The following is a 23,997-nucleotide window of genomic DNA, read 5'->3' as shown; positions in this document are numbered from 1 at the left end:
GACCTCAGTTGAACTCATCCCCAACCGGATACCGGCTCGCATTCAAACTCTCTTTGATCTTGCGCAGATGCGGCTGGAAATCCACCCCGCGACGCAGCGTCATCCCGGTCGCCAACACATCCAGCACGGTCAACTGAATGATCCGTGAAGTCATCGGCATATAGATGTCGGTGTCTTCCGGCAATGGAATGTTCAGGCTCAAGGTGCTGGCCTTGGCCAGCGGCGAATTCTCGGCGGTCAAGCCCAGCACCGAAGCACCGTTCTCGCGAGCAATGCGCGCCACTTCCACCAGTTCACGGGTGCGGCCGGTGTAAGAGATGATCACGAACAGCTCACCGGTGTGCGCCACCGAAGCAATCATTCGCTGCATCAACACATCGGCGTGCGCTGTCACCGCCAGGTTGAAACGGAAAAACTTGTGCTGCGCATCCAGAGCCACCGGCGCCGAAGCCCCGAGGCCGAAGAAGTGGATCTGTCGCGCCTGAATCAACAGGTCGACGGCACGGCTGATCAGGTTCGGATCAAGCGCCTGACAAGCGCTGTCCAGTGAGGCGATGGCGCTGCCGAAAATCTTCTGCGTGTACGCTTCGGGATTGTCATCGGCCTCGACCGCCCGGCTGACGTACGCTGCACCGCTGGCCAGGCTCTGCGCCAGTTGCAGCTTGAGCTCGGGGTAGCCGCTGACGCCGAACGAACGGCAGAAACGGTTGACCGTCGGCTCACTCACCGACGCTGCCTGGGCAAGGGCGGCGATGCTGAAGCGGGTGGCCTGCTGCGGGTTGAGCAGGATCACTTCGGCGACTTTGCGTTCGGCCTTGTTCAGGTCTTCAAGGCGACTCTGGATCTGTTCCAGTAAATTTCGCACGCGATCCATATGGAATTCCTAATTCACCTGCGCAAAGGTGCGCCGGGCTATGCAAATTGGGCCTTTGATATCGCCCGTAACGGTGGCCTATCCTACTGATGGCTCCGACCGACCACCACACGGAATCTGTATTTTGCGAAAATGTTGTGGTTATTACTACATTTTCCCTTGAGTGATGCCTTGAAAAAAGGTATTTGTAGCTTAACTTGATAAAAGAACAAACATCATGCCTTCGATTACGGTTGAACCGTGCACCTTTGCCTTGTTCGGCGCTCTTGGCGATCTGGCCCTGCGCAAGTTGTTTCCTGCCCTTTACCACCTCGATGGCGCTGACTTGTTGCACGAGGACACGCGCATTATTGCGCTGGCCCGTGAAGACGGCAGCGAGCAGCAGCATCTGGCGTTCATCGCCGCCGAATTGCGCCGCTACGTCGGCAAAGAGTTGAACGAGGCCGTCGCCGAACGTTTTCTGGCGCGCCTGACCTACCTGCACGTCGACTTCCTCAAGGCTGAAGATTACGTCGCGCTGGCCGAAATGGCCGGCAGCACGCAACGCATGATTGCCTACTTCGCCACTCCGGCGGCGGTCTACGGCGCGATCTGCGAGAACCTGGCGAATGTCGGGCTGGCAGAAAACACTCGCGTGGTCCTGGAAAAACCGATCGGCTCCGATCTGGAATCCTCGCGCAAGGTCAACGACGCCGTGGCGCAGTTCTTTCCGGAGAACCGTACCTACCGCATCGACCACTACCTAGGCAAAGAAACCGTTCAGAACCTGATCGCCCTGCGTTTCGCCAACAGCCTGTTCGAAACCCAGTGGAACCAGAACTACATCTCCCACGTGGAAATCACCGTGGCTGAGAAGGTCGGTATCGAAGGCCGCTGGGGCTATTTCGACAAGGCCGGCCAACTGCGCGACATGATCCAGAATCACCTGTTGCAGTTGCTCTGCCTGATCGCCATGGACCCGCCGGCCGACCTGTCCGCCGACAGCATCCGTGACGAGAAGGTCAAAGTGCTCAAGGCGCTGGCGCCGATCAGCCCGGAAGGCCTGACCACCCAGGTCGTGCGCGGCCAGTACATTGCCGGTCACAGCGAAGGCAAATCCGTACCGGGCTACCTCGAAGAACCGAATTCCAACACCCAGAGCGACACCGAAACCTTCGTCGCCCTGCGTGCCGACATCCGCAACTGGCGCTGGGCCGGCGTGCCGTTTTACCTGCGTACCGGCAAGCGTATGCCGCAGAAACTCTCGCAGATCGTCATCCACTTCAAGGAACCGTCGCACTACATCTTCGCCCCCGAGCAGCGCCTGCAGATCAGCAACAAACTGATCATTCGCCTGCAACCGGACGAAGGCATTTCCTTGCGCGTGATGACCAAAGAGCAGGGCCTGGACAAGGGCATGCAATTGCGCAGCGGTCCGCTGCAACTGAATTTCTCCGACACCTGGCGTAGCGCGCGGATTCCCGATGCCTACGAGCGGTTGTTGCTGGAAGTGATGAACGGCAATCAGAACCTGTTTGTCCGTAAAGATGAAATCGAAGCCGCGTGGAACTGGTGTGACCAGCTGATCGCCGGGTGGAAAAAATCCGGTGACGCGCCCAAGCCGTACGCGGCCGGGTCGTGGGGGCCGATGAGCTCCATTGCATTGATCACGCGGGACGGGAGGTCGTGGTATGGCGATATCTGATGTGAAACTGCCTGCGGGCGTGAATGCCCACGCATTCAAAAGCCCGGTGCTGTTGGCTGAAGGTCTGGCGCTGAATGTGGCCAAGCAACTGAGCGATGCCATCGCCGCACGCGGCAACGCGGTGCTGGTGGTGTCCGGCGGTCGCAGCCCGGTGGCTTTTTTCCAGCACTTGGCCAAGCAGGAGCTGGACTGGTCGAAGGTTGTCGTGACCCTCGCCGACGAGCGCTGGGTGCCGGTTGAACATGCCGACAGCAATGCCGGTCTGCTCAAGCAGTATCTGCTCAAGGGGCCGGCGGCCAAGGCGCAATTCCTCAGCCTCTACAGCGCTGCGGCGAATGTCGAGCAGGCTGCCGAACAGGCTGACCGTTTACTCGCTGAACTGCCGCCAATCGATGTGCTGGTGTTGGGCATGGGCGATGACGGCCACACCGCGTCGCTGTTTCCCGATAGCCCGAACCTGGCCGAAGCGCTGCAAACCGACGGCACGCGTCGTTGCTGGCCGATGTTGGCGCCGAGTGTGCCGCGTCAGCGCCTGACCATGAGCCGCGCGCTGCTGGCTTCGGCCGAACACAAGATTTTGTCGATTTCCGGTCAGTCGAAACTGACCACCCTGAATGCCGCGCTGGCATCCGATGACGTCGCGGCCATGCCGGTGCGCGCGTTTCTGCAACCTACGTTAGAGATCTACTGGTGCCCATGAGCCAAGGAACAGCCGCTATGACAACCCCATCCCCGACCGTTTCCATGGCGGACAAAGTTGCCCTGATCGACAGCATCTGCGCCAAGGCACGGATCCTGCCGGTGATCACCATCGCCCGCGAACAGGACGTGCTGCCACTGGCTGACGCCCTCGCTGCCGGTGGTCTGACCGCGCTGGAAGTAACCCTGCGTTCGCAGTTCGGCCTCAAGGCTATCCAGATCCTGCGCGACCAGCGCCCGGAACTGATGACCGGCGCCGGCACTGTGCTGGATCGCACCATGCTCGCGGCTGCTGAAGCGGCGGGCTCGCAATTCATCGTCACCCCAGGCATCACCCGTGACCTGCTCGAAGCCAGTGTCGACAGCCCGATTCCGCTGTTGCCGGGCATCAGCAACGCCTCCGGCATCATGGAAGGCTATGGCTTGGGTTATCGCCGCTTCAAGCTGTTCCCGGCTGAAGTCAGCGGCGGCGTGGCCGCGATCAAAGCCCTCGGCGGCCCGTTCGGCGAAGTTAAATTCTGCCCGACTGGCGGCGTCGGCCCGGCCAACATCAAGAGCTACATGGCGCTGAAAAACGTCATGTGCGTGGGCGGTAGCTGGATGCTTGATCCGGAGTGGATCAAGAACGGCGACTGGGCCCGCATTCAGGAATGCACCGCCGAGGCGTTGGCGCTGCTGGACTGATCAATACCTGACACTTCGTTGTGTGTTCTACGGCTTTACGGTGCGCTTGGTCGGTGCACCGTTTTTTTTGCCTGTAGAAAACCGGCTTTCCCTTGTTTAAAAACAACATCAAAAGATCGCAGCCTGCGGCAGCGCCTACAGGAGGCGTGACAGTTTTTCTGTAGGAGCTGTCGAGTGAAACGAGGCTGCGATCTTTTGATCTTGCTTCTAATGAAGCAGGTCATCGGTTACTCAGCGATACATAGTTACCGCACGGCGATTTTTCCGTGGCGCTAACCTTGCGTTCATCTTATGGAAGAGAGGACGTACTCATGGAGCGAGATCTCGCATCAGCCTCACAGCAGTCTGTGTATCAACTGGCCCCCGAGCAAATCGCCGGGCCCTTCTTTCGCAACCCCAAACTCTTGCGGCGCAACATCAGCGAAGGTGCTGAAGGGATACCGCTGGTCCTGCGCCTGACCATCGTTGATGCCATGACCGGTGAGCCCGTCAACGGTGCGTTGGTGGATATCTGGCATTGCAACGCACGAGGCGCGTACTCGGGCTGGAGCCGACTCAATCCGGACATGGAAGTCGATGTCGCGGCCATCGGCTCGATTCCGCGCACGGACGATGACACTTACCTGCGCGGCAGCCAGTTCTGTGATCACTTGGGGCGCGCGCGGTTTACCACCGTCTATCCCGGCTTCTATGCCGGGCGCGCGCTGCACATTCATGTGGCGGTGCGCATCGTCGCCGGTAATGAATACCTGGAGGAGCGCAATGTCGCCTGGGTCGGCCAGCTGTATTTTCCCGAGGTGATATCCCGTTCAGTGCTCAATGCCCGAGCCTATCGCGGGCGAGCGTCATTACCGCTGAACAACGCCGAGGACGTTCTTTTTGCCAGCCAGAACGGTGAAGCCTCGACGCTGACGGTCTGGCCGATCGGTCGAGAGTCGCACGAGGACGGTTTTTTCGGCCACCTCACCATCGGCATCGACACCTTCGCGGTGTCGTCGCAGATCAAACCCGAGGACTTCGACAAGTACACGGTTTAAGTCAGTCAACGCAGCTCGTTGAGCGCGCGGGTCAGTAACTGCATGTCGGTGGCGGTGGTGGTCACCCCCGGCGTAATGCGGATGCATGGCCCGCACGCGGCGCCAGTGCGCACCACAGTGAACAGCTTGTATTCATTGAGCAGGCGCTCGGCCATCGACTGTTGATCGTCATGGCGGGTGAAGCGCATCGCCGTGATCCCGCAATAAAGTCGCGGATCATCCGGTGTCATGACTTCGATACCTGGCAAGTGGCGCACGGCGCTGACCCAAAGATTGCGCAGGTAATTGAGCCGCGCACCTTTGGCCGCTGCGCCGCCGAGTGAACGGTGTTCCTCGAACACCAGCGGCAGGGTCATCAGCGCCGGGATGTTCGGCGTGCTGTACGACGTGCGTGCGCGGATATCTTTGCTCGGGTAATGCATCTCGCCCATGTCCGGATCGATATCAGCCAAGCGTTGCGGGGCGATATAGAGAAAGCCGAGGGTCAGCGGCGCGCCGATCCATTTGTGCAGGTTGTAGCCGGCGAACGCGATGCCCATCGCTTCGAGATTGAATTCGAGCTGACCCAGCGCATGGGCGCCGTCGAGGATGATATCGACGCCATGTTCCTTGGCCAGCGCGGCAATCGCCTGTACCGGCATCACCAGGCCGGTGCGGTGGGTAACATGGGTCAGTGCCATCAACTTGAGTTTCGGGTGGCGAATGAACGTCTCGCGATACGTCTCCAGCAGGCTGTCGAAGCTGGCCGGATGCGCGTGGGCAATCTCGATCACCTCGACGCCGCGATGCTTGCCCAGCCAGCGCATGGCGCCCTTGACCGTGTCGTATTCCAGATCGCAAATCAGCACCTGATCGCCCGGTTGCAGGCGATTGTAGTTGCGGATCAGCGATTGCAGGCCTTCGGTGGCGTTGCGGGTGAACGCGACACTTTGCGCACGCACGCCGATCAGCTCGGCCAGTTGCGCGCGGATATCGAGGTTGTCGTGCTGTTCGAAGCGTTGGCGCACATACACCGAATTGCTGTTGTTGATCAGCTCGATGTTGCGTTGATACTCCTCGATCACCGTGCGCGACATGCGCCCGAAGTAACCGTTTTCCAGGTTTACCGGGGCGGGTTGAGCGTCGTAGCGATTGCCGAACGTTTGCCAGAAGTCTTCATCACGGGCGCGGCGGGTGTTATCAGGCATGGTCGACTTAACTCTGATAGAGAAGGGCGCTTCAATGGCGCGGGGCAGGTTTGCCGTGTTTGGCGCGCAGTGGTTCGAGCAAGTCCGAGAGGCCGTTGTGGTCGATCTCCTGCATCAATGCCAGCAAGCCACCCAGTTCGCCGTGAGGAAATCCCTCACGGGCAAACCAGTTGAGGTAAGGGCCCGGCAGGTCGGCAATGATTCGGCCCTTGTATTTGCCGAAGGGCATTTCGCGGGTGATCAGCAGTTCGAGTTTTTCTGGATTCATCGGTTTTCGTCTGGATTCAAATCAGATTGAAAAATACAGGCATTCTGCATGCAGGCCAAATGACAGATCATGCAAATTACCGAGATACAGATAGTTCACTTATCTTTAAGTTGTTGATTTATAACGATTATTTAAAAATAAAAAAGCTGGCACGCACTCTGCAATATCCCTTGCATCTTTCATCAACCCGCAAGGAATTGAAAAATGACCGACGTAAATAAAGAAGCCATCTCCGTACTGAACGACCTGATCGAAACCAGCAAAGACGGTCAGGAAGGGTTCAAGACTTGCGCTGAAGACATCAAGCATCCAGAACTGAAAACCCTGTTCGTGACCCGCTCTGCCGATTGCGCCGCTGCCGCTGCCGAGCTGCAAGCTGAAGTTCGCAAGCTGGGTGGCGATCCGGAAACCTCCACCAGTGTCAGCGGTGACCTGCACCGTCGCTGGGTCGACGTCAAAGCCATGTTTACCGGCAAAGACGAAGAAGCGGTGCTGAACGAAGCCGAGCGCGGTGAAGATCACGCCCTGAAGGCTTATCGTGAAGCCATCGAAAAAATCAACAAGCACAACCTGGTCGGTATTCGTGATCTGGTTGAACGCCAGTACCACGGCGTGCAACGTAACCACGACCAGGTGAAAGCCCTGCGTAACCAGGCTCGCGCACGTTCGTAAGCGTTCGTAGGCTGTATAAAAAACGCCAGCTAGTCTGGCGTTTTTTGTGTGTGTGAAAAGTAGAAGCCCCTCACCCTAGCCCTCTCCCGGAGGGAGAGGGGACTGACCGAGGTGTCTTGCGCTATACATCGACCTGAATGAACGAGTCGAACTCAGGATTTGAAAAATACTCAAATCTGCTCCCTTTCCCCCTCGTCCCCCTGGGGGAGAGGGTTGGGGTGAGGGGGAAAAGATCTACCTGACCCCCCGCAACCAATCAGCCAATGCTAATCGCCGGCAACGTCGGCAACGTCACCGTCTGCTGCTTGCGCGGCGCCAGAATCTCGGCCTCGCCATCCACTACCAACTCATCACGCTGGTTGAACACGCGAGTGGCAATGCGCACGCGAAACTTCGGCAGCTTCTCGAGAATTTCCAGACGCACCGTCAAGGTGTCGCCAATCTTCACCGGCTTTTGAAAGCTCATCTGCTGACCGATATAAATAGTGCCCGGTCCAGGCAGTTCGCATGCCACCGCCGCACTGATCAATGCGCCGCTGAACATGCCGTGGGCGATGCGCTCCTTGAACATGCTGGCGGCGGCGAATTCGGCGTCCAGGTGCACCGGGTTATGGTCGCCCGACATCGCGGCGAACAGCTGAATATCACGCTCTTCGACAGTCTTGCTGTAGCTGGCGGTCTGGCCGACTTCGAGGGCTTCGTAAGGGATGTTGGTAACCTGGGTCATCGGTCTCGATTCCTGTGATGGATTGGATCAATCCACAAAAAAAATTATTCGCTGCGCTGAGGACGTGGATGGCTCAGGGTCTGGTCGATCCAGGCCAGCACATCGGCGATCACTTCGTCGCGATTGGTTTCGTTGAACAATTCGTGCCGCGCCTGCGGGTAGATCTTCAGTTGCAGGTTCTGGCTGCCGGCCGAGCGCAATGCATCAGCCAGGTCTTTCAGACGTTTGCCATCGCTCACCGGATCACATTCACCACCGATTACCAGCAATGGCAGGCCCGGAGCGATCTGGGCGAGATTGGACGCTTTGCTGATTTGCTGCAAGCCGCCGAGCAAGTCGATCCACAGCTGATTGGTGCAGCGAAACCCACACATTGGGTCGCTGGCGTACTTGTCGACTTCAGCCGGGTCGCGGCTCAGCCAATCGAACGGTGTGCGCACCGGTTTGAATTTGTTGTTGAACGAGCCGAACGACAGCCACTCGATCAGCGCGCTGCGTCCTTTGCCGCCCTGGCGCAGCTTCTCCACACGGGCGATCTGCCGCGCCGCGCCATAGAGCGCCACCGGTTGGAAGTTCGAGCCACTGAGAATCGCCCCGTGCAGGCTGGCGCTGTGATGCAGCAAATAACCCTGGGCGAGGTAGCTGCCCATGCTGTGGCCGAGCAAGATGATCGGCACGCCGGGATGCTGCTGGCCGATGTGCTGGTTGAGACTGGCCAGATCACCGACGACTTTGCACCAGCCGTCGTCATCGGCGAAATGGCCGAGGGTGCCGTTATCGGCGGTTTTGCCATGTCCACGCAGATCCGGGGCGTACACGCCATAACCTTTGTCGCAAAACGTGTCGGCTAATCGGGCGTATCGAGCGCTATGTTCCGCCATGCCGTGGGCCAGCAGGATCACCGCTTTGAGCGGCCCGAGCGGCAGCCAGCGATTGACGTACAGGCGGCTGCGGTCACTCGCGTCCAGCCATAGGGTGTCGTGGGTCATGGCGATTCCTTTGCTCAGAGTCGGCACATTGTATAGCGCGTCTGATCAGCCCACGCCACGGCACGAAGATTCACACGATCAATGAGGACCTCGCCCATATTTGCCTGAATGGCCATAACTGCTAGTGTCCGTGAAGCTCCGCTTTTTCAGAAATGACAGAAAGCGGCCCGGATCGGCTCAGGTAAAGAGGACAAGAACAATGCAACCTGATTTCTGGAATGACAAACGCCCCGCCGGCGTACCGCTGGACATCGACATGGGGGAATTCAAGTCGGTGATCGAGGTGTTCGAGCGTTCCTGCAAGAAGTTCGCGGATCGCCCGGCGTTCAGCAACATGGGCGTGACCTTGACCTACGCCGAGCTTGAGCGCCAGAGCGCAGCATTCGCCGGTTACCTGCAAGCGCATACCGATCTGGTGCCGGGGGATCGCATCGCGGTGCAGATGCCCAACGTCCTGCATTACCCGATTGCCGTGTTCGGTGCGTTGCGCGCCGGGCTGATCGTGGTCAACACCAACCCGCTGTATACCGCGCGGGAGATGCGCCACCAGTTCAAGGATTCCGGTGCGCGGGCGTTGGTCTACCTGAACATGTTCGGCCAGAAAGTCCAGGAAGTGCTGGCCGACACCGATATTCAATACCTGATCGAGGCGAAGATGGGCGACCTGATGCCCACCGCCAAAGGCTGGCTGGTCAACACCGTAGTCAGCAAGGTGAAGAAAATGGTCCCGGCGTATTCACTGCCGCAGGCGATCTCCTTCAAGAGCGCGCTGCGCATGGGGCGTGGCCTGGGCATCAAGCCGCTGAAGGTCGGCCTCGACGACATCGCCGTGCTGCAATACACCGGCGGCACGACAGGCCTTGCCAAGGGTGCAATGCTCACTCATGGCAATCTGGTGGCGAACATGCAGCAAGTGCGCGCCTGCCTTGCGCAACTCGGCCCCGATGGTCAGCCGCTGTTGCGCGAAGGCCAGGAAGTGATGATCGCGCCGCTGCCGCTGTACCACATCTATGCATTCACCGCGAACTGCATGTGCATGATGGTCTCGGGCAACCACAACGTACTGATCACCAACCCGCGGGACATTGGCGGGTTCATCAAAGAACTGAAGAACTGGAAATTTTCGGCGCTGCTGGGGCTCAACACCCTGTTTGTCGCGTTGATGGAGCACCCGGATTTCAAGACCCTGGATTTCTCCACACTGAAACTGACCAACTCCGGCGGCACGGCGCTGGTGAAGGCGACCGCCGAACGCTGGGAGCAGATCACCGGTTGCCGCATCACTGAAGGTTACGGCTTGACCGAAACCTCGCCGGTGGCTTGCACCAACCCGTACGGCGACCAGTCGCGTCTGGGCACAGTCGGTTTGCCAGTGCCGGGCACGCTGTTGAAAGTGATCAACGATGACGGCGTCGAGCAGCCCATGGGCGAGCGTGGCGAACTGTGCATCAAAGGCCCGCAGATCATGAAAGGCTATTGGAACAAACCCGAAGCCACCGCTGAAGTGCTGGATGCCGAGGGCTGGTTCAAATCCGGCGACATTGCGGTCATCGATCCGGACGGTTTCGTGCGTATCGTTGATCGCAAGAAAGACATGATCATCGTTTCCGGTTTCAACGTGTATCCGAATGAAATCGAGGACGTGGTCATGGCCCACCCGAAAGTCGCCAACTGCGCGGTGATCGGTGTGCCGGACGAGCGTTCGGGCGAGGCGGTGAAGTTGTTCGTGGTGGCGCGGGAGGCCGGGGTCAGCCTTGAAGAACTGAAGGCTTACTGCAAGGAGAATTTCACTGCGTACAAAGTGCCCAAGCACATTGTGTTGCGTGAGTCGTTGCCGATGACGCCTGTCGGGAAAATTCTGCGACGTGAGTTGCGCGATATCGCATAAAGAGCAATAGCGCAAAGATCGCAGCCTTCGGCAGCTCCTACAGGAAACGCATTCACATGTAGGAGCTGCCGAAGGCTGCGATCTTTTGCTTTCAAGGCCCGAATTACGGGACTTTTGAGGTGTTCTAGGATTTTTGCTCTAAAATGACTGCTAGAAAGTCTTGAGTCACAAATGTGACTATAGGGGCCGCTTTTGGCTCTAGTCGACCCTCGGCAAAGCTGCTACTCTCGGCGCGCTTTGTGACTTCTCGGCCTATATACAAGCCGGATTCACCAATACAAAACACACACCAATAATAATCGCATCAAATGCGGTGAAGAATTCGCGTTGCTGAGGAGTGGGCTTCCATGATCGAAGACTTTTGGAAGGATAAGTACCCGGCTGGAATCGCTGCCGAGATCAATCCAGACGAGTATCCGAACATTCAGGCAGTGTTGAAGCAATCCTGCCAACGCTTCGCCGACAAACCGGCTTTCAGCAACCTGGGCAAGACAATCACCTACGGTGAATTGTACGAATTGTCCGGTGCGTTTGCCGCGTATCTGCAACAGCATACCGATTTGCAGCCCGGTGATCGAATCGCCGTGCAACTGCCCAACGTTCTGCAATACCCGGTGGCCGTTTTCGGTGCCATCCGCGCCGGGCTGATCGTGGTCAACACCAATCCGCTGTACACCACGCGGGAAATGGAACACCAATTCAACGACTCCGGCGCCAAAGCGCTGGTGTGCCTGGCGAACATGGCGCACCTGGCCGAAGCCGTGGTGCCGAAAACCGGCGTCAAACACGTCATCGTCACCGAAGTCGCCGACCTGCTGCCGCCGATCAAGCGTTTGCTGATCAACAGCGTCATCAAGTATGTGAAGAAAATGGTCCCGGCTTATCACTTGCCAAAAGCCGTCAAGTTCAACGACGTGCTGAGCAAGGGCCAGGGCCAGCCTGTGGCTGAAGCCAACCCGGACAGCGGTGATGTCGCGGTGCTGCAATACACCGGCGGCACCACCGGCGTGGCCAAAGGCGCAATGCTGACCCACCGCAACCTCGTCGCCAACATGCTGCAATGCAAGGCGCTGATGGGTTCCAACCTCAATGAAGGTTGCGAGATCCTGATCACCCCGCTGCCGCTGTACCACATCTATGCGTTCACCTTTCATTGCATGGCGATGATGCTGATCGGCAACCACAACATCCTGATCAGCAACCCGCGCGACCTGCCGGCGATGGTCAAGGAACTGTCGAAGTGGAAGTTCAGCGGTTTCGTCGGCCTGAACACGCTGTTCGTGGCGCTGTGCAACAACGAAGGTTTCCGCAAGCTGGATTTCTCGGCGCTGAAAGTCACTCTGTCTGGCGGCATGGCCCTGCAACTGGCCGCTGCCGAACGCTGGAAAGCGGTCACCGGTTGTGCCATCTGCGAAGGTTACGGCATGACCGAAACCAGCCCGGTGGCCACGGTCAACCCGATCCAGCACATCCAGATCGGCACCATCGGCATTCCAGTGCCATCGACCCTGTGCAAAGTCATCGACGATGCCGGTGTCGAGCAGCCGCTGGGTGAAATCGGCGAGCTGTGCGTCAAAGGCCCGCAGGTGATGAAGGGCTATTGGCAGCGTCAGGACGCCACCGATGAAATGCTCGACAGTGACGGCTGGCTGAAAACCGGTGATATCGCGCTGATCCAGCCGGATGGCTACATGCGCATTGTCGATCGCAAGAAAGACATGATTCTGGTCTCCGGTTTCAACGTGTACCCGAACGAACTGGAGGACGTGCTGGCGACCCTGCCGGGCGTGTTGCAGTGCGCAGCCATCGGGGTACCGGACGAGAAGTCGGGCGAGGCGATCAAGATTTTCATCGTCGCCAAGCCTGGTGTGACGCTGACCAAGGAAACGGTGATGGAGCACATGCGCGCCAACGTCACCGGTTACAAGGTGCCGCGCTCGGTGGAGTTCCGCGATGCGCTGCCGACCACCAACGTCGGCAAGATCCTGCGCCGCGAACTGCGCGACGAAGAGCTGAAGAAGATCAAGGCGAAGAACGCCGCGTAAACAAGAAGCCCCGCAGATGCGGGGCTTTTTGATTCTATGCCTTTGTAGCGAGGTGATTTATCCCCGATCGGCTGCGCAGCAGTTGTAAACCCGATGAATGCGGTCTGCCTGACAGAACCTGGGTGGCAGTTTTGGGGCTGCTCCGCAGCCCATCGGGGATAAATCCCCTCGCCACAGAGAACCGCCAGGCCACAGGGATCAGGCTCTCCGCGAGAGTTGGTTACTGCCGAAACGGCGCAAAGTTCACGTTAGTCCCCGCCGGACGCATGTCCTGCAGATACGAATCCTTGTCCGCACTCAATTCCAGGCTCAACGCAGCCTTGCGCTTGCCTTCATTACGAATCACCAGCCCTTCCAGCTTCTCACGCAGAAACACCGTCGGCACTTTCAGGTGCAGCAGTTCGTCGGTGTCCGGTGTGTGCATCAGCAGGTGAATCCACTCGTACTGACCGACGGCCAGACGCGCCACCGGCAGGTCGAACCACCAGATGTTGCGGTTGCGGTTCAGTTCGGCGAAGTGGCAGTTGTTGGTGCCGAGCACGGCACCGCCCAGTTCCTGGTTTCTACGGGCAATGGCCTGCTTTTTATCGAGTTTCATGACATTCCTGCGGGATCGGTTATCTGGCGCACGGCGCCCATAGGTGCGCATTCTCGGGGCTGGGCGAGCAAACATAAAGCCCAACCTGCACGCCGCGACGAAATGAGCCGCTAAAAATAAATGAAACTTGGCGCAAACGCGGCCAGTCAATCATTACGTACTGACTTTCCCCTAATTGCACCAAGGAGAAACACCATGAGTAGCACAGGCGATAAAGTAAAAGGCATGGCCAACGAAGCAGTCGGCAACGTCAAGCAAGGCGTCGGTAAAGCTACCGACAATGAAAAACTGAAAGCCGAAGGCAAAATCCAAGAGAAAAAAGGCGAAGCCCAGCAAGCCGTTGGCAAAGCCAAAGATGCAGTGAAGAACACCGTCGACAAGGCGTAATCCGGCCTTGAACGAAAGACACGAGCGGCCATCCAAGGATGGCCGTTTTTGTGTCAAAAGCCTGCGGTTATCCTGCAAGGGTCGCCAAACAGGCTACCGTGATGTAAAAAACGGCCCCTGAGTCGCCACGACTTCAACCTGTATTGCGGCGAAAGGAGACGCGAATGATTTTTCCGGACATGAAAGGTCTGCCCCTGCACCGGGTGATGGTGCGCACGGTCACTGAATTCATCGACGACGAGATGTCGACGTACGCCTCGGCACTGGCCTATCAGATGCTGTTCTCGCTGTTCCCGTTCATCCTGTTTCTGATCGCCCTGATCGGTTTCCTGCACCTGCCGGACTTCTTCTCCTGGCTGCGCCTGCAATCGGAGCTGGTGCTGCCACCGCAAGCGCTGGAGCAGGTCAACCCGGTGATCGATCAGCTGCAGCAGTCCAAGGGCGGCTTGCTGTCGGTGGGTATCGTCATTGCCCTGTACACCGCGTCTGCCGGCGTGCGCCTGATGATGAGCGCAATGAACGCCGCCTATGACGTTGTTGAAGGCAGACCTGTCTGGAAGCGCTTCCCGCTGTCGATCGTCTACACCGTCGGCATTGCCGGCATGTTGCTGGTGGCGGCGGCCCTGATGGTGCTCGGGCCGCAGGTGATGGGCTGGATCGCCGCCCAGGTGGGGCTGGAGGAATTCATCGTCACCCTATGGACCATCGCGCGCTGGCCGGTCATCGTGATTCTGATGATGGTCGCCGTGGCACTGATCTACTACGTGATGCCGGACGTCAAACAGGAATTCCGCTTCATCACGCCGGGTTCGGTTTTGGCCGTGGTGGTGTGGATCATTGCCTCGTTGGGTTTTGCGTTTTACGTCAAAACCTTCGCCAACTACAACGCGATGTATGGCAGCATCGGGGCGATCATTGTGCTGTTGCTGTACTTCTACATTTCCGCTGCCGTGCTGCTGCTCGGCGCGGAGATGAATGCGGTGATCGAACACATGTCGAGCGAAGGCAAGGACGCGGGCGAGAAAGTCCCCGGCGAACTCGATGAACATCCCAAACAACACGTCTCGGGCCTGGGTCGCGATCACTCGATCAAGCCGGACACTGATGAAGCCTGACCATGATTCGTGAAATTCTGAAAATGGGCGACGAGCGCCTGCTGCGTATAGCCCCGCCGGTTCCGCCGGAAATGTTCGACAGCCCGGAGCTGTGGCAACTGATCGACGACATGTTCCAGACCATGGAAAGCGTCGGCGGCGTTGGCCTGGCCGCGCCGCAGGTCGGTGTCGATCTGCAACTGGTGATCTTCGGTTTCGAGCACAGCGAACGTTACCCGGACGCCGAAGCGGTACCGCAGACCATCCTGATCAATCCGCTGATCACGCCGCTCAATACGTTGACGGAAGAAGGTTTTGAAGGCTGCCTGTCAGTGCCCGGTTTACGGGGTGCGGTGGATCGCTTTCAGCTGATTCGCTACGAAGGCTTTGATCCGAAGGGCGAGCCGATTGTGCGCGTGGCTTCAGGTTTCCATGCGAGGGTGGTGCAGCATGAATGCGACCATTTGATCGGCCGGTTGTACCCGTCGCGGATCACCGATTTCAGCAAGTTCGGTTTTACCGAAGTGATGTTTCCGGATCTCGATCCAGGCGCAGACGACTAAAGCCAAATCAAAAGATCGCAGCCTTCGGCAGCTCCTACAGAGATCCGTGTAGGAGCTGCCGAAGGCTGCGATCTTTTGATCTTTATTGCCCCGCATTCAACCCCATCGCAATCATCGGCTTGCTCCGCGCATACCGGCTCAACCGCTCCGCCATCGCCTGGGGCAGGGCAGGGTCGGCACTGAACCCGCGTCGCTCATAAAACCCGCGCAAATCCGGATGGCAGAACAGCCACACCGGCTCTGTCACATCCTTCACCGCCATGCTGATCAACTGCGCAGCAACCCCCTGCTCACGACACGCAGGATCAACAAACAACCCCGTCAACCACAGCCCACCCGCCACCGGCCGTAAGCACAGCGCCGCAACAATGTCGCCACGCCGCGCCACCCACAGCTGCGCCTCGCGAACGGCTTTCATCGAGGATTGGTGGCTGCGGTAAAACTTGTTCATCAACGGCCATAACGACTCGTCGAGCAGGCTGTACTGGGTGTCGGGCATGGGATCGGACTGGCGGTGGGGGAGGCGGCGATTATAAAAGAACGCGCGTCACTGGATAGGTGTATACCTGAGCCTACAGCCCTGTGAGTGGAGTATTTGACATGTCCAAAGGTATGGATTCAAAGAAAGCCGCGAAGAAGAAACCGGCCAAGACCGCGATTGAAAAGCGGGCGGAGAAGAAGGCCAAGAAGGTAGATGTTTTTGGGCATTGATTGCCTGTTTCTAAGTTGAATGGATCATTCCGGATGCGTCCGGAATGATCTGATCAACGAGGGTGGGTTAAGTTTTTGGAATGTGTCTCAGGCGGATATCATCTATTTTTGTGCTGCCGATGGGGTGCCCGATTTTATAACCGATCCCTATATGCAGTTTTATCGGCGACGCTGGAGAAGTATTTTTTGAGGGGAAGGTTATCGAATAAGTTTTCCACGTGTTCGACGCTGGGAAATTACTAATTCTAACAATTGCGGAGTTGTCTTGAAAGACGTTCAGCTGTGATACAAACGGACACCGATATTTAAAACTTAGTTCATACACTTCACCAACCTCGATGTCATCGAAACTTTTTTCTAGTATCAAATGATTGTGCTGAATTGTCGCTTGCGCAAAATACTCACCTTGCTCCAACACGATCTTGCTAGCGTAACTCGCCTGGGGAATCCAGCCATTCCAATTAAACCGATCAAAAGTCGTCAAATCATCCAGCCATGCCTTCACCGTATAAACCCTGGCCTCACACTCCTCCGCATCACTCACCATAGCCTCTCTAAAAAATCCCACCTTCAACACAATCGCAACCGTCGAATCCGCCTTGCACTCACGCAACCACGCCACCTCGGCCGTATAACTCAATCCGGGGCCCTGATCATGTGCTGTACCCACAAACTGATCTTTGGAACGTGAAGTTCCGTCGGTTCTTTGTTCCTTGTAACTTAACCAGATCGGCAGGCCGCTGCGCTGGAACGGCCATTTGTCGCACAGCACCTTAGTAGCATTCGTGATCAAACTGATTTGCAGAACTTCTCCCGCGAACCCTTCCAACAATGGTTTCGGCATGCTCTGTTGCAACAGTTCACCAATACGCAACTCCAGCGTTTGCGCAGGAGTTGGCGCTCGGGTATTCAGCACTTTGTAATCAATCAAAACACTGCGCTTTAAATTGGCGCCAGTGATAGCCGCCGCAATATTGAAATCAACGCGCTGCTGGCCGTTGACCGGTTTGCGTTGCGGCGTGGTCGAACCCTCGCCATCACGACCGATGATGGTCAGTTCGATCTCGCTGCCGGCGGGGACTTCGGCGGTATTGAACCTGACGGTAAAGCCGTGCTGGTGGTGATTGGGATCAAGTATGAGATCGGGTGCTTCAACGACTTCGGGCGGTGGCAGTTCGGCCTGTGGCTTGCCGATATTCAACTTCAGTTCGGCCGAGGTCCCCATCATTTGGCCATTGCGCTGCAGGGTGTAGCTCGCCATCACCGTGCCATTCAGGTTGTTGATCACATACGTTTTGGGCACAGTGAATTTCACCGGTTTTCCCACCGTGTGCGACGTCAGTTCGATGAAGTCACTGGTGCTTCCGTCAGTGGTCGAGCCGCGCCACCGATAGGTCACGCAATCCCCCAGGATTGTGTTGGTATGTGGCACAACCAATGTGGCGCCCGTCGGTGGAACATGGTCCGGATCGAGCGTGCCGTCCTGTCCGGCTTCTTCTACGTGCGGCCGCTCAAACTGGGGCAGTGACACACCTACCTGCATGTAAAACACCTGCGAGTCGCGCACATCAAGCAGTACAGCGTCATCGTTCGCCACCCGATAAAACACCTTCACGCGCAACCCGGTGAACCGACGAATTACGGCGTTGCTGACGCTGCGCAGAATAGGCTCGTTCTCGGGGACATTACCGACTGGCCGCGAATCGTCGTAATAAACGATGGTGCCATTGGGGTGTCGCGCCTCCATGATCAGCGTCAGTTGATCGCTACCCTTGCGGCCCGGATATGCAGCGATCTTCGCCGTTGCCCAAGGTTCATCGGGATCCAGAATGCCGCCCGGCGCCTCAACTACCGAGGGCGCCGCCAGATGGTTGATCTGCCCTTCAACAGTCACGCTGGTATTTTTCGACGGCCTGTCCGCCACGCCCGCTCTTTGCAGTATGTAACCCACTGAAGCCCAGCCTTTGGCGATGGCTTTGACCGAGGCGTTGGGAATGACGAAATCGCAATGGAACGGCACATATTCGACTGTCTGCTCCAGTGGCCCGACGATGATCGGCTGACCGTTGGGCGCCGTGCCGGTCCAGGTCATGACGACCTTGTCGCCTACGGCGAAGTCATTTTCCGGGGTATAGATCCAGACGATGACGTTGATATCCCCCAGTTTCGCAAGATCAATGGTCGACACCGGTTTGCCATCGACCAGCACCAGCGCTGCATTCAAGCGATTGCCTTTCAGGTCCACCAGTACACGGGTGATTTTCGCCCAGGGCGCACGCTCGTCGGGGTAGTTGCCGACGCGGTCGATCACTTGATAGGTCACCGGGACGTTGGCGCCATCGCCGTGTTTCTCGATGGTTGCTTTGTCGAAGGTGACGATAATCGGGTGGTTGACCGGGTCGTCGATCTGCTGCTGGGTCACGGGGTAATAAATGACCTGCTGGCTCCCCCAGCGGCAAATGATGCAATCAAACGTCGCCATGTTTTCGTAGGGCTCGATGCGCATCTGGATTCCGCGCTCGGCCATGCCGGGATCCACCCCGTTGGACAAGTCCGGTATGAGCGTGTAATTGAGGCCGGAGTGGCCTTCTTCAGGGCTGTCATCGAAGCCGCCCGGGCGCGTCGTCTTGACCAGCATCGTCAGCACCGGCTGGTAACTTTCCTCGGCCTGGCCCACGCGCGTTACGCTGTAAAACATCTGCGCGTCACCATCGATAACAAAGCCTTGGGGAATGGTGATGACGACCCGTTCCCCCATCTGGTTTTCGTCTTCGATAATGATGCTGCGCACCGGCGTCGAGAGATTGCCCCAGAAACATTTGAGCTCATCGCCAATGCTCATCACCAACCAGGGATTGAAGATGATTTGTAAATCGCCCTCGAGCGCGCGTACCGGGATACCGCCGTCGTAGTGCTCAGGTGTGCTCAGATCGGTACTGCCGACAATGAAGGGGCGATGAAGCGCGAGCGGATTGTTTTCATCGTGCGGCTTGATCATGGCGACGTTCCTTCGTGGGTGGCTGCGAGTAAAAGAGCAGCTGGAGCTCTGATCAGAAGGGAATGGTGCGGTTACGACAACTGTCAGGTCTGACAGGTAGAGGCTGATTTCCGACGAATGGTGGCGCTTGACTCTGGATAGATATTTTCTGAGACGTCTTCGCTGAACCGTTTCTTGTGCAAAAAGTGCCAGATACTGGCCGACTAGTGGCCTTGCGCAAGACTTCGCGCTGGCTATGCTGACACCTAACTAACTATGTCGACCGTCATGCCAAAGCGTGCCGAGTCCATAGGGTTAGTCCGTGATTCATGCTGCCAGAGTGCGCAACCCGAGGCACCGACACCGAACCAACAAGGAGCGACACCTAAATGGACTTTCTTCAACACGTTAGGGCTGGCCCTCAACCGGGCTATCAAGAGAAGGATGTCTTGATTAGAGCGTTGCTGCATGGACGTTCCGATTGATCATCATTTATCACCTGACAACTTCCTCCCATGGAGGAAGGCGTGTGCCTGTTCTGTGGAACGTAGTGGTGGATTCTGAAAGACCTGAACTTTCATCAAATCAAAAGAACGCGCGGAAGGTGATACAACCATGTTCAACCTACATCACAAGGCTGACCTGAAGGAAATCGAGCGCTTCAGCTGCGCCTTGACTGAAACCAATGCCAAGTTGGCGGCGATCAGCCGTTCGATGGCGATGATCGAGTTCAGCCCCGATGGCATTGTTCTGGATGCCAATGAAAACTTCTGCAAGACCATGGGTTACGGTGCCGAAGAAGTGCGCGGCAAACATCACCGAATCTTTTGCGAAGAAGCGTTTTATCGCAGCGAGGATTACGCGAAGTTATGGCGTGACCTGGCCAGGGGCGAGCCGATCAGCGGGACGTTCCTGCGTTTGAACAAGAGCGGCAGGGAAGTCTGGCTAGAAGCCAGTTACATGCCGGTCTATGGCCCGGACAAACAAGTAAAAAGTGTGATCAAAGTGGCGGCGGACATTACCGCGCGGATCAACAAGGAACATGAAGAGGAAAGCATGCTCGCGGCGATTGGTCGCTCGATGGCGGTGATCGAGTTCACGCCGGAGGGCAATGTGATTACCGCCAACGAAAACTTCCTCAAGACCACGCAATACACGCTCAACGAAGTTGTCGGCCACCATCACAGCATGTTCTGCCATCGGGCCGAAGCCGAGTCGGTGCAATACAAGGCATTCTGGGCTTCGCTCAATCGCGGCGAATACCACTCCCATCGCTTCGAGCGCAAGAACAAGTCCGGGCAGATGGTTTACCTCGAAGCTTCGTATAACCCGTTGTTCGACGCCAAGGGCCGCTTGTACAAAGTGGTCAAGTTCGCCAGCGACATCACCCGCCAGATGACCACGTTGCAGAATGCCGCGGAATCGGCCCACAGCACTTCGGTACAAAACGACGCCTGCGCGCAAAAAGGCTCACAGGTCGTGCAGCAAACGGTGCAGATCATTCAGGACATTTCCCGCGATCTCAACGAAGCGGCGGTCAGCATCGATGCGGTCAGCAAGCAGTCGGACATCATCGGCACCATCGTCCAGACCATACGCGGCATCGCCGATCAGACCAATTTGCTGGCGCTGAACGCGGCCATCGAAGCAGCGCGGGCCGGCGAACATGGGCGGGGTTTTGCGGTGGTCGCGGATGAAGTGCGCAGTCTTGCTGCGCGCACCAGTCAGGCGACGCTGGAGATTGTTGAAGTGGTGCGCAAGAACCATGACTTGTCGTTGAGTGCGGTTTCGAGCATGCAATCGAGTTTGAGCCGCACCGGGCTTGGGGTTGAACTGGCGAATGAGGCGGGGGAGGTGATCCTGGAGATTCAGCAAGGCTCGCGGCATGTGGTAGATGCGATCAGCCAGTTCAATGAGACCCTGCAGTTGAATTAACCACGCATAAAAACTGTAGGAGCTGCGGCACGCTGCGATCTTTTGATCTTTAAATTCCAGATCAAAAGATCGCAGCGTGCCGCAGCTCCTACATCATGTTTCCATTGCAGTGGCTGACGATTTATGCCGCCGCAGGGGAATCCGGCAACGCCGAAGCAGGCAGACCAAACACACGATCAAACAGCCAGTTGAACGCAAACGTGTAGCAAGGGATGAAGATGATCAGCGCCAGATCCAGCAGGAACGCCTGCACCAGACTGATATTCATCCACCACGCGATCAACGGAATCAGGAACACGATCAACGTCAGTTGAAAGCCGATTGCGTGGGCGATGCGTCGTTTTACGGTGCGGGTGCGTGACTGCTGACGACTCTCCCAGTGCTCGAACATCGAGGTATAGATGAAATTCCAGGTGACGGCGATAGTGGTGATGATCACCGCCAACGGCCCGGTGCTGCCCGGCGAGGTGCCCGACAACAGGGCCAGACCGAGGGCGGAAAAGGTCATGCCGATCACTTCATACAGCGACACATAGACCAGTTTGCGTTTGACGCCTTGCATGCAGATTTGCCTCTTTCTTGCCATTTGTTGGCCAGTGGGACTGGCGGAGGCGGCGAAAGATAGCTTCAATAGGGCTGACAGAAAAAGTCAGAAGCTTTCAGTTCTATTGATAGGTTGACCCATTGAATTTCAACAGCGACAGCATTGAACTGTTCCTTGCGGTGATTGAACGCGGCTCGTTTTCCGCCGCCGCCCGCGCATTGGGCAAAGTCCCGTCGGCAGTGAGCATGGGCATCGGCAACCTTGAAGCCGAACTCGGTTATCCGCTGTTTGATCGCAGCCATCGCGAACCGCAACCGACGGCGATGGCGCTTTCTCTGGTACCGCACGCACGGCTGATTGCCGGGCAGCTCAAGCAACTGCAAGTGCACGCGGTGGAGTTGTCGTTGGGGCTGGAGAGCAAGTTGTCGATCGGCGTGGTCGCGGACATCGACCGTCGGCGTTTGCTGGCGGCGATCAAGGCTATTGCCGAGCGCCATCCGCTGCTCGACATCGAAGTCCTGACGGCGCCGCAGGATGATGTGCTGGCGATGCTGCACAGCGGCCGCGTCAGTGTATGCCTGGCGTTCGCCGGGTTGAGCATGAACGTGCTGGAGCGCTTTCAGTTTGTCGGCAGCGAACGGATGATCGCGACGCTGGCGGCGGACAGTCCGTTGTTGCAGGGGCAGGATCTGTTTCTTGAAGACCTGGTGCACGTACGGCAGATCTTCGTCGCCAGTCGTGACTTGCCGATCAGTGAGACGCGGCCGTTAGTGGCTGAATCGCACTGGCGCACCGATACCCTGGAAACCGCGATGGAAATGGTCGAGGCGGGATTGGGCTGGGGCAATTTCCCGCTGTCGGTGGTGCAGTCGCGACTGGATGCCGGGCGTTTGAAACGGCTGAATTTTCGCAACATCGAAAATGGCCTGGTACTGCCGGTACACGCGGTATGGCTCAAGAGCCAGCCGTTACAGAAGGCTGCATTGGCGTTGGTCGAATTGCTCGGCCACTAAGCCCCGCACAAATTGCGGGGTAAACCTTGGGCTTGTGTGCGCCACAGAAACCTGTGGGAGCTGGCTTGCCAGCGATAGCGGTCTTTCAGTCAATAATGTATCGACTGACGCACACCCCCCCTGTAGGAGCTGCCGAAGGCTGCGATCTTTTGATCTTGATCTTTAACAACAAGATCAAAAGATCGCAGCCTTCGGCAGCTCCTACATGGACCCGAGGCAGGCTCAGGTGCTTTCGCGGATCTTCAGTTCGAAGCCCATGTCTTCCACCGGCCGTGCCACGTTGTTGCCCGCCATCAACGTCAGCATCTGCTCCGCTGCGCGCCGGCCAATCGCCTCACGCGGGGTGTTGATGCTGCTCAGGCGCGGCACCATGTGCTCGGACATCGGCAAGTCGTTGAAGCCCAGAATTGCCACTTGCTCAGGGATTTTGATGCCGTGGCGCAGCGCCTCCAGCAATGCACCTTGTGCCAGGTCATCGTTGCCGAAGAAGATCGCATCGACATTCGGGTGCGCCGCCAGCAATTGCAGAAACAACTCGCCACCCAATCCCACCGACGAAGCACGCGGCGTCAGCACTTCCAGATCCGGGTCATAACGCCCGGCCTTCTGCAACGCTTTGCGAAAACCTTCGCCTCGCAGCAACGTGCGCTGATCAAGTTGCGCACCGATGTAAGCCAGACGTTTGCGCCCACGGGAAAGCAAATGCTCTGCCGCCGTTTCGCCGGCGCTGAGCTGGGAGAAGCCGACGCAATTCACGCCCGCAGCGCTGTCCAGTTCCATCATGTACACGCAGGGAATGTTGCTGGCCTCGATCATTCGCCGCGAACTTTCGGTGCGATCAAAACCGGTCAGCAGAAACCCGCGCGGCTGATAAGCCATGTAGTTGCGCAGCAGGTTTTCTTCTTCATCACGGGAGTAGTGGAAGTTGCCGATCAGTACTTCGAAGCCCTTGGGCGTCAAAACCCGATGAATGGCTTCCAGCGTATCGATGAACAACAGGTTGGACAGTGACGGCACCAAAACCACTACAGAATGGCTCTGCGCCGAGGCCAAAGCACGGGCGGCAGGGTTGACCACGTAGTTGAGTTCTAGGGCGGCCTTGCGGACTTTTTCCACCAGTTCGGTGGCCACGGTGCTGACCCCGCGCAAGGCACGGGATGCGGTAATAGGGCTGACGCCGGCAAGGCGAGCAACTTCATTGAGGGTGGGACGGCCGGTGGTGCGGGTATTTTTATCGTTTTTAGGAGTGGTCATCGGGCGGCTTGCCAAACAAAAATCAAGGCACTAAGGTAGCGCTGTCCTGATGCAGCTGCAAATGCGTAAGCGAGGTCCTGCCTGATCTTCGCTTTTTGGTGTTGGGAACAAACCTGCTGCAACCCAAAAAAACGACAAGAAGGCGTCGGCAACTTCTATCTGTGCAC

General features: G+C 57.5%; 22 protein-coding genes and 1 pseudogene. 13 read left to right on the top strand and 10 right to left on the bottom strand.

The genetic code is table 11. The features are described from left to right. Window positions 1–4 precede the first annotated feature (4 nt). Complete coding sequence (locus ACA061_RS20370; protein WP_171057240.1) at window positions 5–865, bottom strand: MurR/RpiR family transcriptional regulator; 861 nt, start codon at window positions 863–865, stop codon at window positions 5–7. A 226-nt stretch (window positions 866–1,091) separates the two neighbouring features. On the opposite strand from ACA061_RS20370, the gene zwf reads away from it, so the two are divergent. The 4 genes from zwf to ACA061_RS20350 all read left to right on the top strand — a co-directional run bounded on the left by zwf (window position 1,092) and on the right by ACA061_RS20350 (window position 4,978). Beyond that, window positions 1,092–2,558 carry a glucose-6-phosphate dehydrogenase gene (gene zwf / locus ACA061_RS20365; protein ID WP_497299936.1) on the top strand — a complete coding sequence of 489 codons (1,467 nt, stop codon included), beginning with the start codon at window positions 1,092–1,094 and terminating at the stop codon, window positions 2,556–2,558. Further along, entirely contained in the window at window positions 2,545–3,258 is a 714-nt protein-coding gene (gene pgl, locus ACA061_RS20360) for a 6-phosphogluconolactonase (RefSeq protein WP_497299935.1), read from the top strand. Before zwf ends, pgl begins: the two co-directional genes overlap by 14 nt. A gap of 17 nt (window positions 3,259–3,275) precedes the next feature. Next, window positions 3,276–3,941 (top strand): bifunctional 4-hydroxy-2-oxoglutarate aldolase/2-dehydro-3-deoxy-phosphogluconate aldolase, encoded by a 666-nt coding sequence (locus tag ACA061_RS20355; protein ID WP_150616133.1) that lies wholly within the window; start codon window positions 3,276–3,278, stop codon window positions 3,939–3,941. Window positions 3,942–4,252: 311 nt separating this feature from the next. Beyond that, complete coding sequence (locus tag ACA061_RS20350) at window positions 4,253–4,978, top strand: intradiol ring-cleavage dioxygenase (RefSeq protein WP_497299934.1); 726 nt, start codon at window positions 4,253–4,255, stop codon at window positions 4,976–4,978. Between the two features lie 5 nt (window positions 4,979–4,983). On the opposite strand, the gene ACA061_RS20345 is transcribed toward ACA061_RS20350, so the two are convergent. Both ACA061_RS20345 and ACA061_RS20340 read right to left on the bottom strand, forming a co-directional pair. Further along, on the bottom strand, window positions 4,984–6,165 hold the full coding sequence (locus ACA061_RS20345) for an aminotransferase class V-fold PLP-dependent enzyme (protein ID WP_497299933.1): 1,182 nt from the start codon (window positions 6,163–6,165) through the stop codon (window positions 4,984–4,986). A 31-nt stretch (window positions 6,166–6,196) separates the two neighbouring features. After that, on the bottom strand, window positions 6,197–6,433 hold the full coding sequence (locus tag ACA061_RS20340) for a DUF3820 family protein (protein WP_003227425.1): 237 nt from the start codon (window positions 6,431–6,433) through the stop codon (window positions 6,197–6,199). A gap of 204 nt (window positions 6,434–6,637) precedes the next feature. On the opposite strand from ACA061_RS20340, the gene ACA061_RS20335 reads away from it, so the two are divergent. Continuing rightward, window positions 6,638–7,105, top strand: a complete 468-nt coding sequence (locus tag ACA061_RS20335) for a ferritin-like domain-containing protein (RefSeq protein ID WP_497299932.1) — start codon at window positions 6,638–6,640, stop codon at window positions 7,103–7,105. A 256-nt stretch (window positions 7,106–7,361) separates the two neighbouring features. Here the strand turns inward: ACA061_RS20335 and ACA061_RS20330 are convergent, their stop codons facing one another. Together ACA061_RS20330 and ACA061_RS20325 are read right to left on the bottom strand one after the other, a co-directional pair. Then, complete coding sequence (locus ACA061_RS20330) at window positions 7,362–7,832, bottom strand: MaoC family dehydratase (RefSeq protein WP_003227420.1); 471 nt, start codon at window positions 7,830–7,832, stop codon at window positions 7,362–7,364. 44 nt (window positions 7,833–7,876) lie between these two features. Beyond that, window positions 7,877–8,821 carry an alpha/beta hydrolase gene (locus ACA061_RS20325; protein ID WP_497299931.1) on the bottom strand — a complete coding sequence of 315 codons (945 nt, stop codon included), beginning with the start codon at window positions 8,819–8,821 and terminating at the stop codon, window positions 7,877–7,879. 199 nt (window positions 8,822–9,020) lie between these two features. Here ACA061_RS20325 and fadD2 point away from each other — a divergent pair, with 199 nt between their 5' ends. Further along, window positions 9,021–10,709 carry a long-chain-fatty-acid--CoA ligase FadD2 gene (fadD2, locus tag ACA061_RS20320; RefSeq protein ID WP_150601611.1) on the top strand — a complete coding sequence of 563 codons (1,689 nt, stop codon included), beginning with the start codon at window positions 9,021–9,023 and terminating at the stop codon, window positions 10,707–10,709. A gap of 347 nt (window positions 10,710–11,056) precedes the next feature. Continuing rightward, complete coding sequence (fadD1, locus tag ACA061_RS20315; protein WP_150601610.1) at window positions 11,057–12,754, top strand: long-chain-fatty-acid--CoA ligase FadD1; 1,698 nt, start codon at window positions 11,057–11,059, stop codon at window positions 12,752–12,754. Window positions 12,755–12,974: 220 nt separating this feature from the next. Here fadD1 and ACA061_RS20310 read toward each other — a convergent pair whose 3' ends face one another. Beyond that, window positions 12,975–13,352 carry a hypothetical protein gene (locus ACA061_RS20310; RefSeq protein ID WP_150601609.1) on the bottom strand — a complete coding sequence of 126 codons (378 nt, stop codon included), beginning with the start codon at window positions 13,350–13,352 and terminating at the stop codon, window positions 12,975–12,977. 195 nt (window positions 13,353–13,547) lie between these two features. On the opposite strand from ACA061_RS20310, the gene ACA061_RS20305 reads away from it, so the two are divergent. The 3 genes from ACA061_RS20305 to def all read left to right on the top strand — a co-directional run bounded on the left by ACA061_RS20305 (window position 13,548) and on the right by def (window position 15,396). Then, window positions 13,548–13,739, top strand: a complete 192-nt coding sequence (locus ACA061_RS20305) for a CsbD family protein (RefSeq protein WP_210700302.1) — start codon at window positions 13,548–13,550, stop codon at window positions 13,737–13,739. A 164-nt stretch (window positions 13,740–13,903) separates the two neighbouring features. Then, window positions 13,904–14,854, top strand: a complete 951-nt coding sequence (locus ACA061_RS20300) for a YihY/virulence factor BrkB family protein (protein ID WP_150601607.1) — start codon at window positions 13,904–13,906, stop codon at window positions 14,852–14,854. Window positions 14,855–14,856: 2 nt separating this feature from the next. Beyond that, complete coding sequence (gene def, locus ACA061_RS20295; RefSeq protein ID WP_150616128.1) at window positions 14,857–15,396, top strand: peptide deformylase; 540 nt, start codon at window positions 14,857–14,859, stop codon at window positions 15,394–15,396. A gap of 82 nt (window positions 15,397–15,478) precedes the next feature. On the opposite strand, the gene ACA061_RS20290 is transcribed toward def, so the two are convergent. Continuing rightward, a complete protein-coding gene (locus tag ACA061_RS20290) occupies window positions 15,479–15,895 on the bottom strand; it encodes a GNAT family N-acetyltransferase (protein ID WP_150601605.1) in 417 nt (138 codons plus the stop codon). 279 nt (window positions 15,896–16,174) lie between these two features. After that, a complete protein-coding gene (locus ACA061_RS20285) occupies window positions 16,175–19,105 on the bottom strand; it encodes a hypothetical protein (RefSeq protein ID WP_497299930.1) in 2,931 nt (976 codons plus the stop codon). Window positions 19,106–19,699: 594 nt separating this feature from the next. Here ACA061_RS20285 and ACA061_RS20280 point away from each other — a divergent pair. Further along, window positions 19,700–20,473, top strand: a pseudogene (locus ACA061_RS20280) (PAS domain-containing protein); the annotation flags it as partial. A gap of 6 nt (window positions 20,474–20,479) precedes the next feature. Next, the gene (locus ACA061_RS20275) at window positions 20,480–21,019 is read left to right on the top strand and encodes a methyl-accepting chemotaxis protein (RefSeq protein ID WP_224787096.1); all 540 of its coding nucleotides are present in this window, start codon (window positions 20,480–20,482) and stop codon (window positions 21,017–21,019) included. 121 nt (window positions 21,020–21,140) lie between these two features. Here the strand turns inward: ACA061_RS20275 and ACA061_RS20270 are convergent, their stop codons facing one another. Further along, on the bottom strand, window positions 21,141–21,581 hold the full coding sequence (locus tag ACA061_RS20270) for a PACE efflux transporter (RefSeq protein WP_150601600.1): 441 nt from the start codon (window positions 21,579–21,581) through the stop codon (window positions 21,141–21,143). Between the two features lie 122 nt (window positions 21,582–21,703). On the opposite strand from ACA061_RS20270, the gene ACA061_RS20265 reads away from it, so the two are divergent. Beyond that, window positions 21,704–22,576: a LysR family transcriptional regulator gene (locus ACA061_RS20265; protein ID WP_210554115.1), complete on the top strand. Its 873-nt coding sequence runs from the start codon at window positions 21,704–21,706 to the stop codon at window positions 22,574–22,576. 222 nt (window positions 22,577–22,798) lie between these two features. On the opposite strand, the gene gntR is transcribed toward ACA061_RS20265, so the two are convergent. Then, entirely contained in the window at window positions 22,799–23,830 is a 1,032-nt protein-coding gene (gene gntR, locus ACA061_RS20260) for an HTH-type transcriptional regulator GntR (RefSeq protein ID WP_497299929.1), read from the bottom strand. Between the last annotated feature and the right edge of the window lie 167 nt (window positions 23,831–23,997).

The sequence above is a fragment of the Pseudomonas sp. LBUM1668 genome (genome assembly GCF_059695715.1).
Note: the sequence above shows the minus strand (reverse complement) of the source record. Positions and strands in the feature narration are given on the sequence as shown.

Coding starts and splice junctions, on each gene's coding strand:
- zwf (WP_497299936.1), top strand. CDS start 1,092: ATGCCTTCGATTACGGTTGAACCGTGCACCTTTGCCTTGTTCGGCGCT.
- pgl (WP_497299935.1), top strand. CDS start 2,545: ATGGCGATATCTGATGTGAAACTGCCTGCGGGCGTGAATGCCCACGCA.
- ACA061_RS20355 (WP_150616133.1), top strand. CDS start 3,276: ATGACAACCCCATCCCCGACCGTTTCCATGGCGGACAAAGTTGCCCTG.
- ACA061_RS20350 (WP_497299934.1), top strand. CDS start 4,253: ATGGAGCGAGATCTCGCATCAGCCTCACAGCAGTCTGTGTATCAACTG.
- ACA061_RS20345 (WP_497299933.1), bottom strand. CDS start 6,165: ATGCCTGATAACACCCGCCGCGCCCGTGATGAAGACTTCTGGCAAACG.
- ACA061_RS20340 (WP_003227425.1), bottom strand. CDS start 6,433: ATGAATCCAGAAAAACTCGAACTGCTGATCACCCGCGAAATGCCCTTC.
- ACA061_RS20335 (WP_497299932.1), top strand. CDS start 6,638: ATGACCGACGTAAATAAAGAAGCCATCTCCGTACTGAACGACCTGATC.
- ACA061_RS20330 (WP_003227420.1), bottom strand. CDS start 7,832: ATGACCCAGGTTACCAACATCCCTTACGAAGCCCTCGAAGTCGGCCAG.
- ACA061_RS20325 (WP_497299931.1), bottom strand. CDS start 8,821: ATGACCCACGACACCCTATGGCTGGACGCGAGTGACCGCAGCCGCCTG.
- fadD2 (WP_150601611.1), top strand. CDS start 9,021: ATGCAACCTGATTTCTGGAATGACAAACGCCCCGCCGGCGTACCGCTG.
- fadD1 (WP_150601610.1), top strand. CDS start 11,057: ATGATCGAAGACTTTTGGAAGGATAAGTACCCGGCTGGAATCGCTGCC.
- ACA061_RS20310 (WP_150601609.1), bottom strand. CDS start 13,352: ATGAAACTCGATAAAAAGCAGGCCATTGCCCGTAGAAACCAGGAACTG.
- ACA061_RS20305 (WP_210700302.1), top strand. CDS start 13,548: ATGAGTAGCACAGGCGATAAAGTAAAAGGCATGGCCAACGAAGCAGTC.
- ACA061_RS20300 (WP_150601607.1), top strand. CDS start 13,904: ATGATTTTTCCGGACATGAAAGGTCTGCCCCTGCACCGGGTGATGGTG.
- def (WP_150616128.1), top strand. CDS start 14,857: ATGATTCGTGAAATTCTGAAAATGGGCGACGAGCGCCTGCTGCGTATA.
- ACA061_RS20290 (WP_150601605.1), bottom strand. CDS start 15,895: ATGCCCGACACCCAGTACAGCCTGCTCGACGAGTCGTTATGGCCGTTG.
- ACA061_RS20285 (WP_497299930.1), bottom strand. CDS start 19,105: ATGATCAAGCCGCACGATGAAAACAATCCGCTCGCGCTTCATCGCCCC.
- ACA061_RS20275 (WP_224787096.1), top strand. CDS start 20,480: ATGACCACGTTGCAGAATGCCGCGGAATCGGCCCACAGCACTTCGGTA.
- ACA061_RS20270 (WP_150601600.1), bottom strand. CDS start 21,581: ATGCAAGGCGTCAAACGCAAACTGGTCTATGTGTCGCTGTATGAAGTG.
- gntR (WP_497299929.1), bottom strand. CDS start 23,830: ATGACCACTCCTAAAAACGATAAAAATACCCGCACCACCGGCCGTCCC.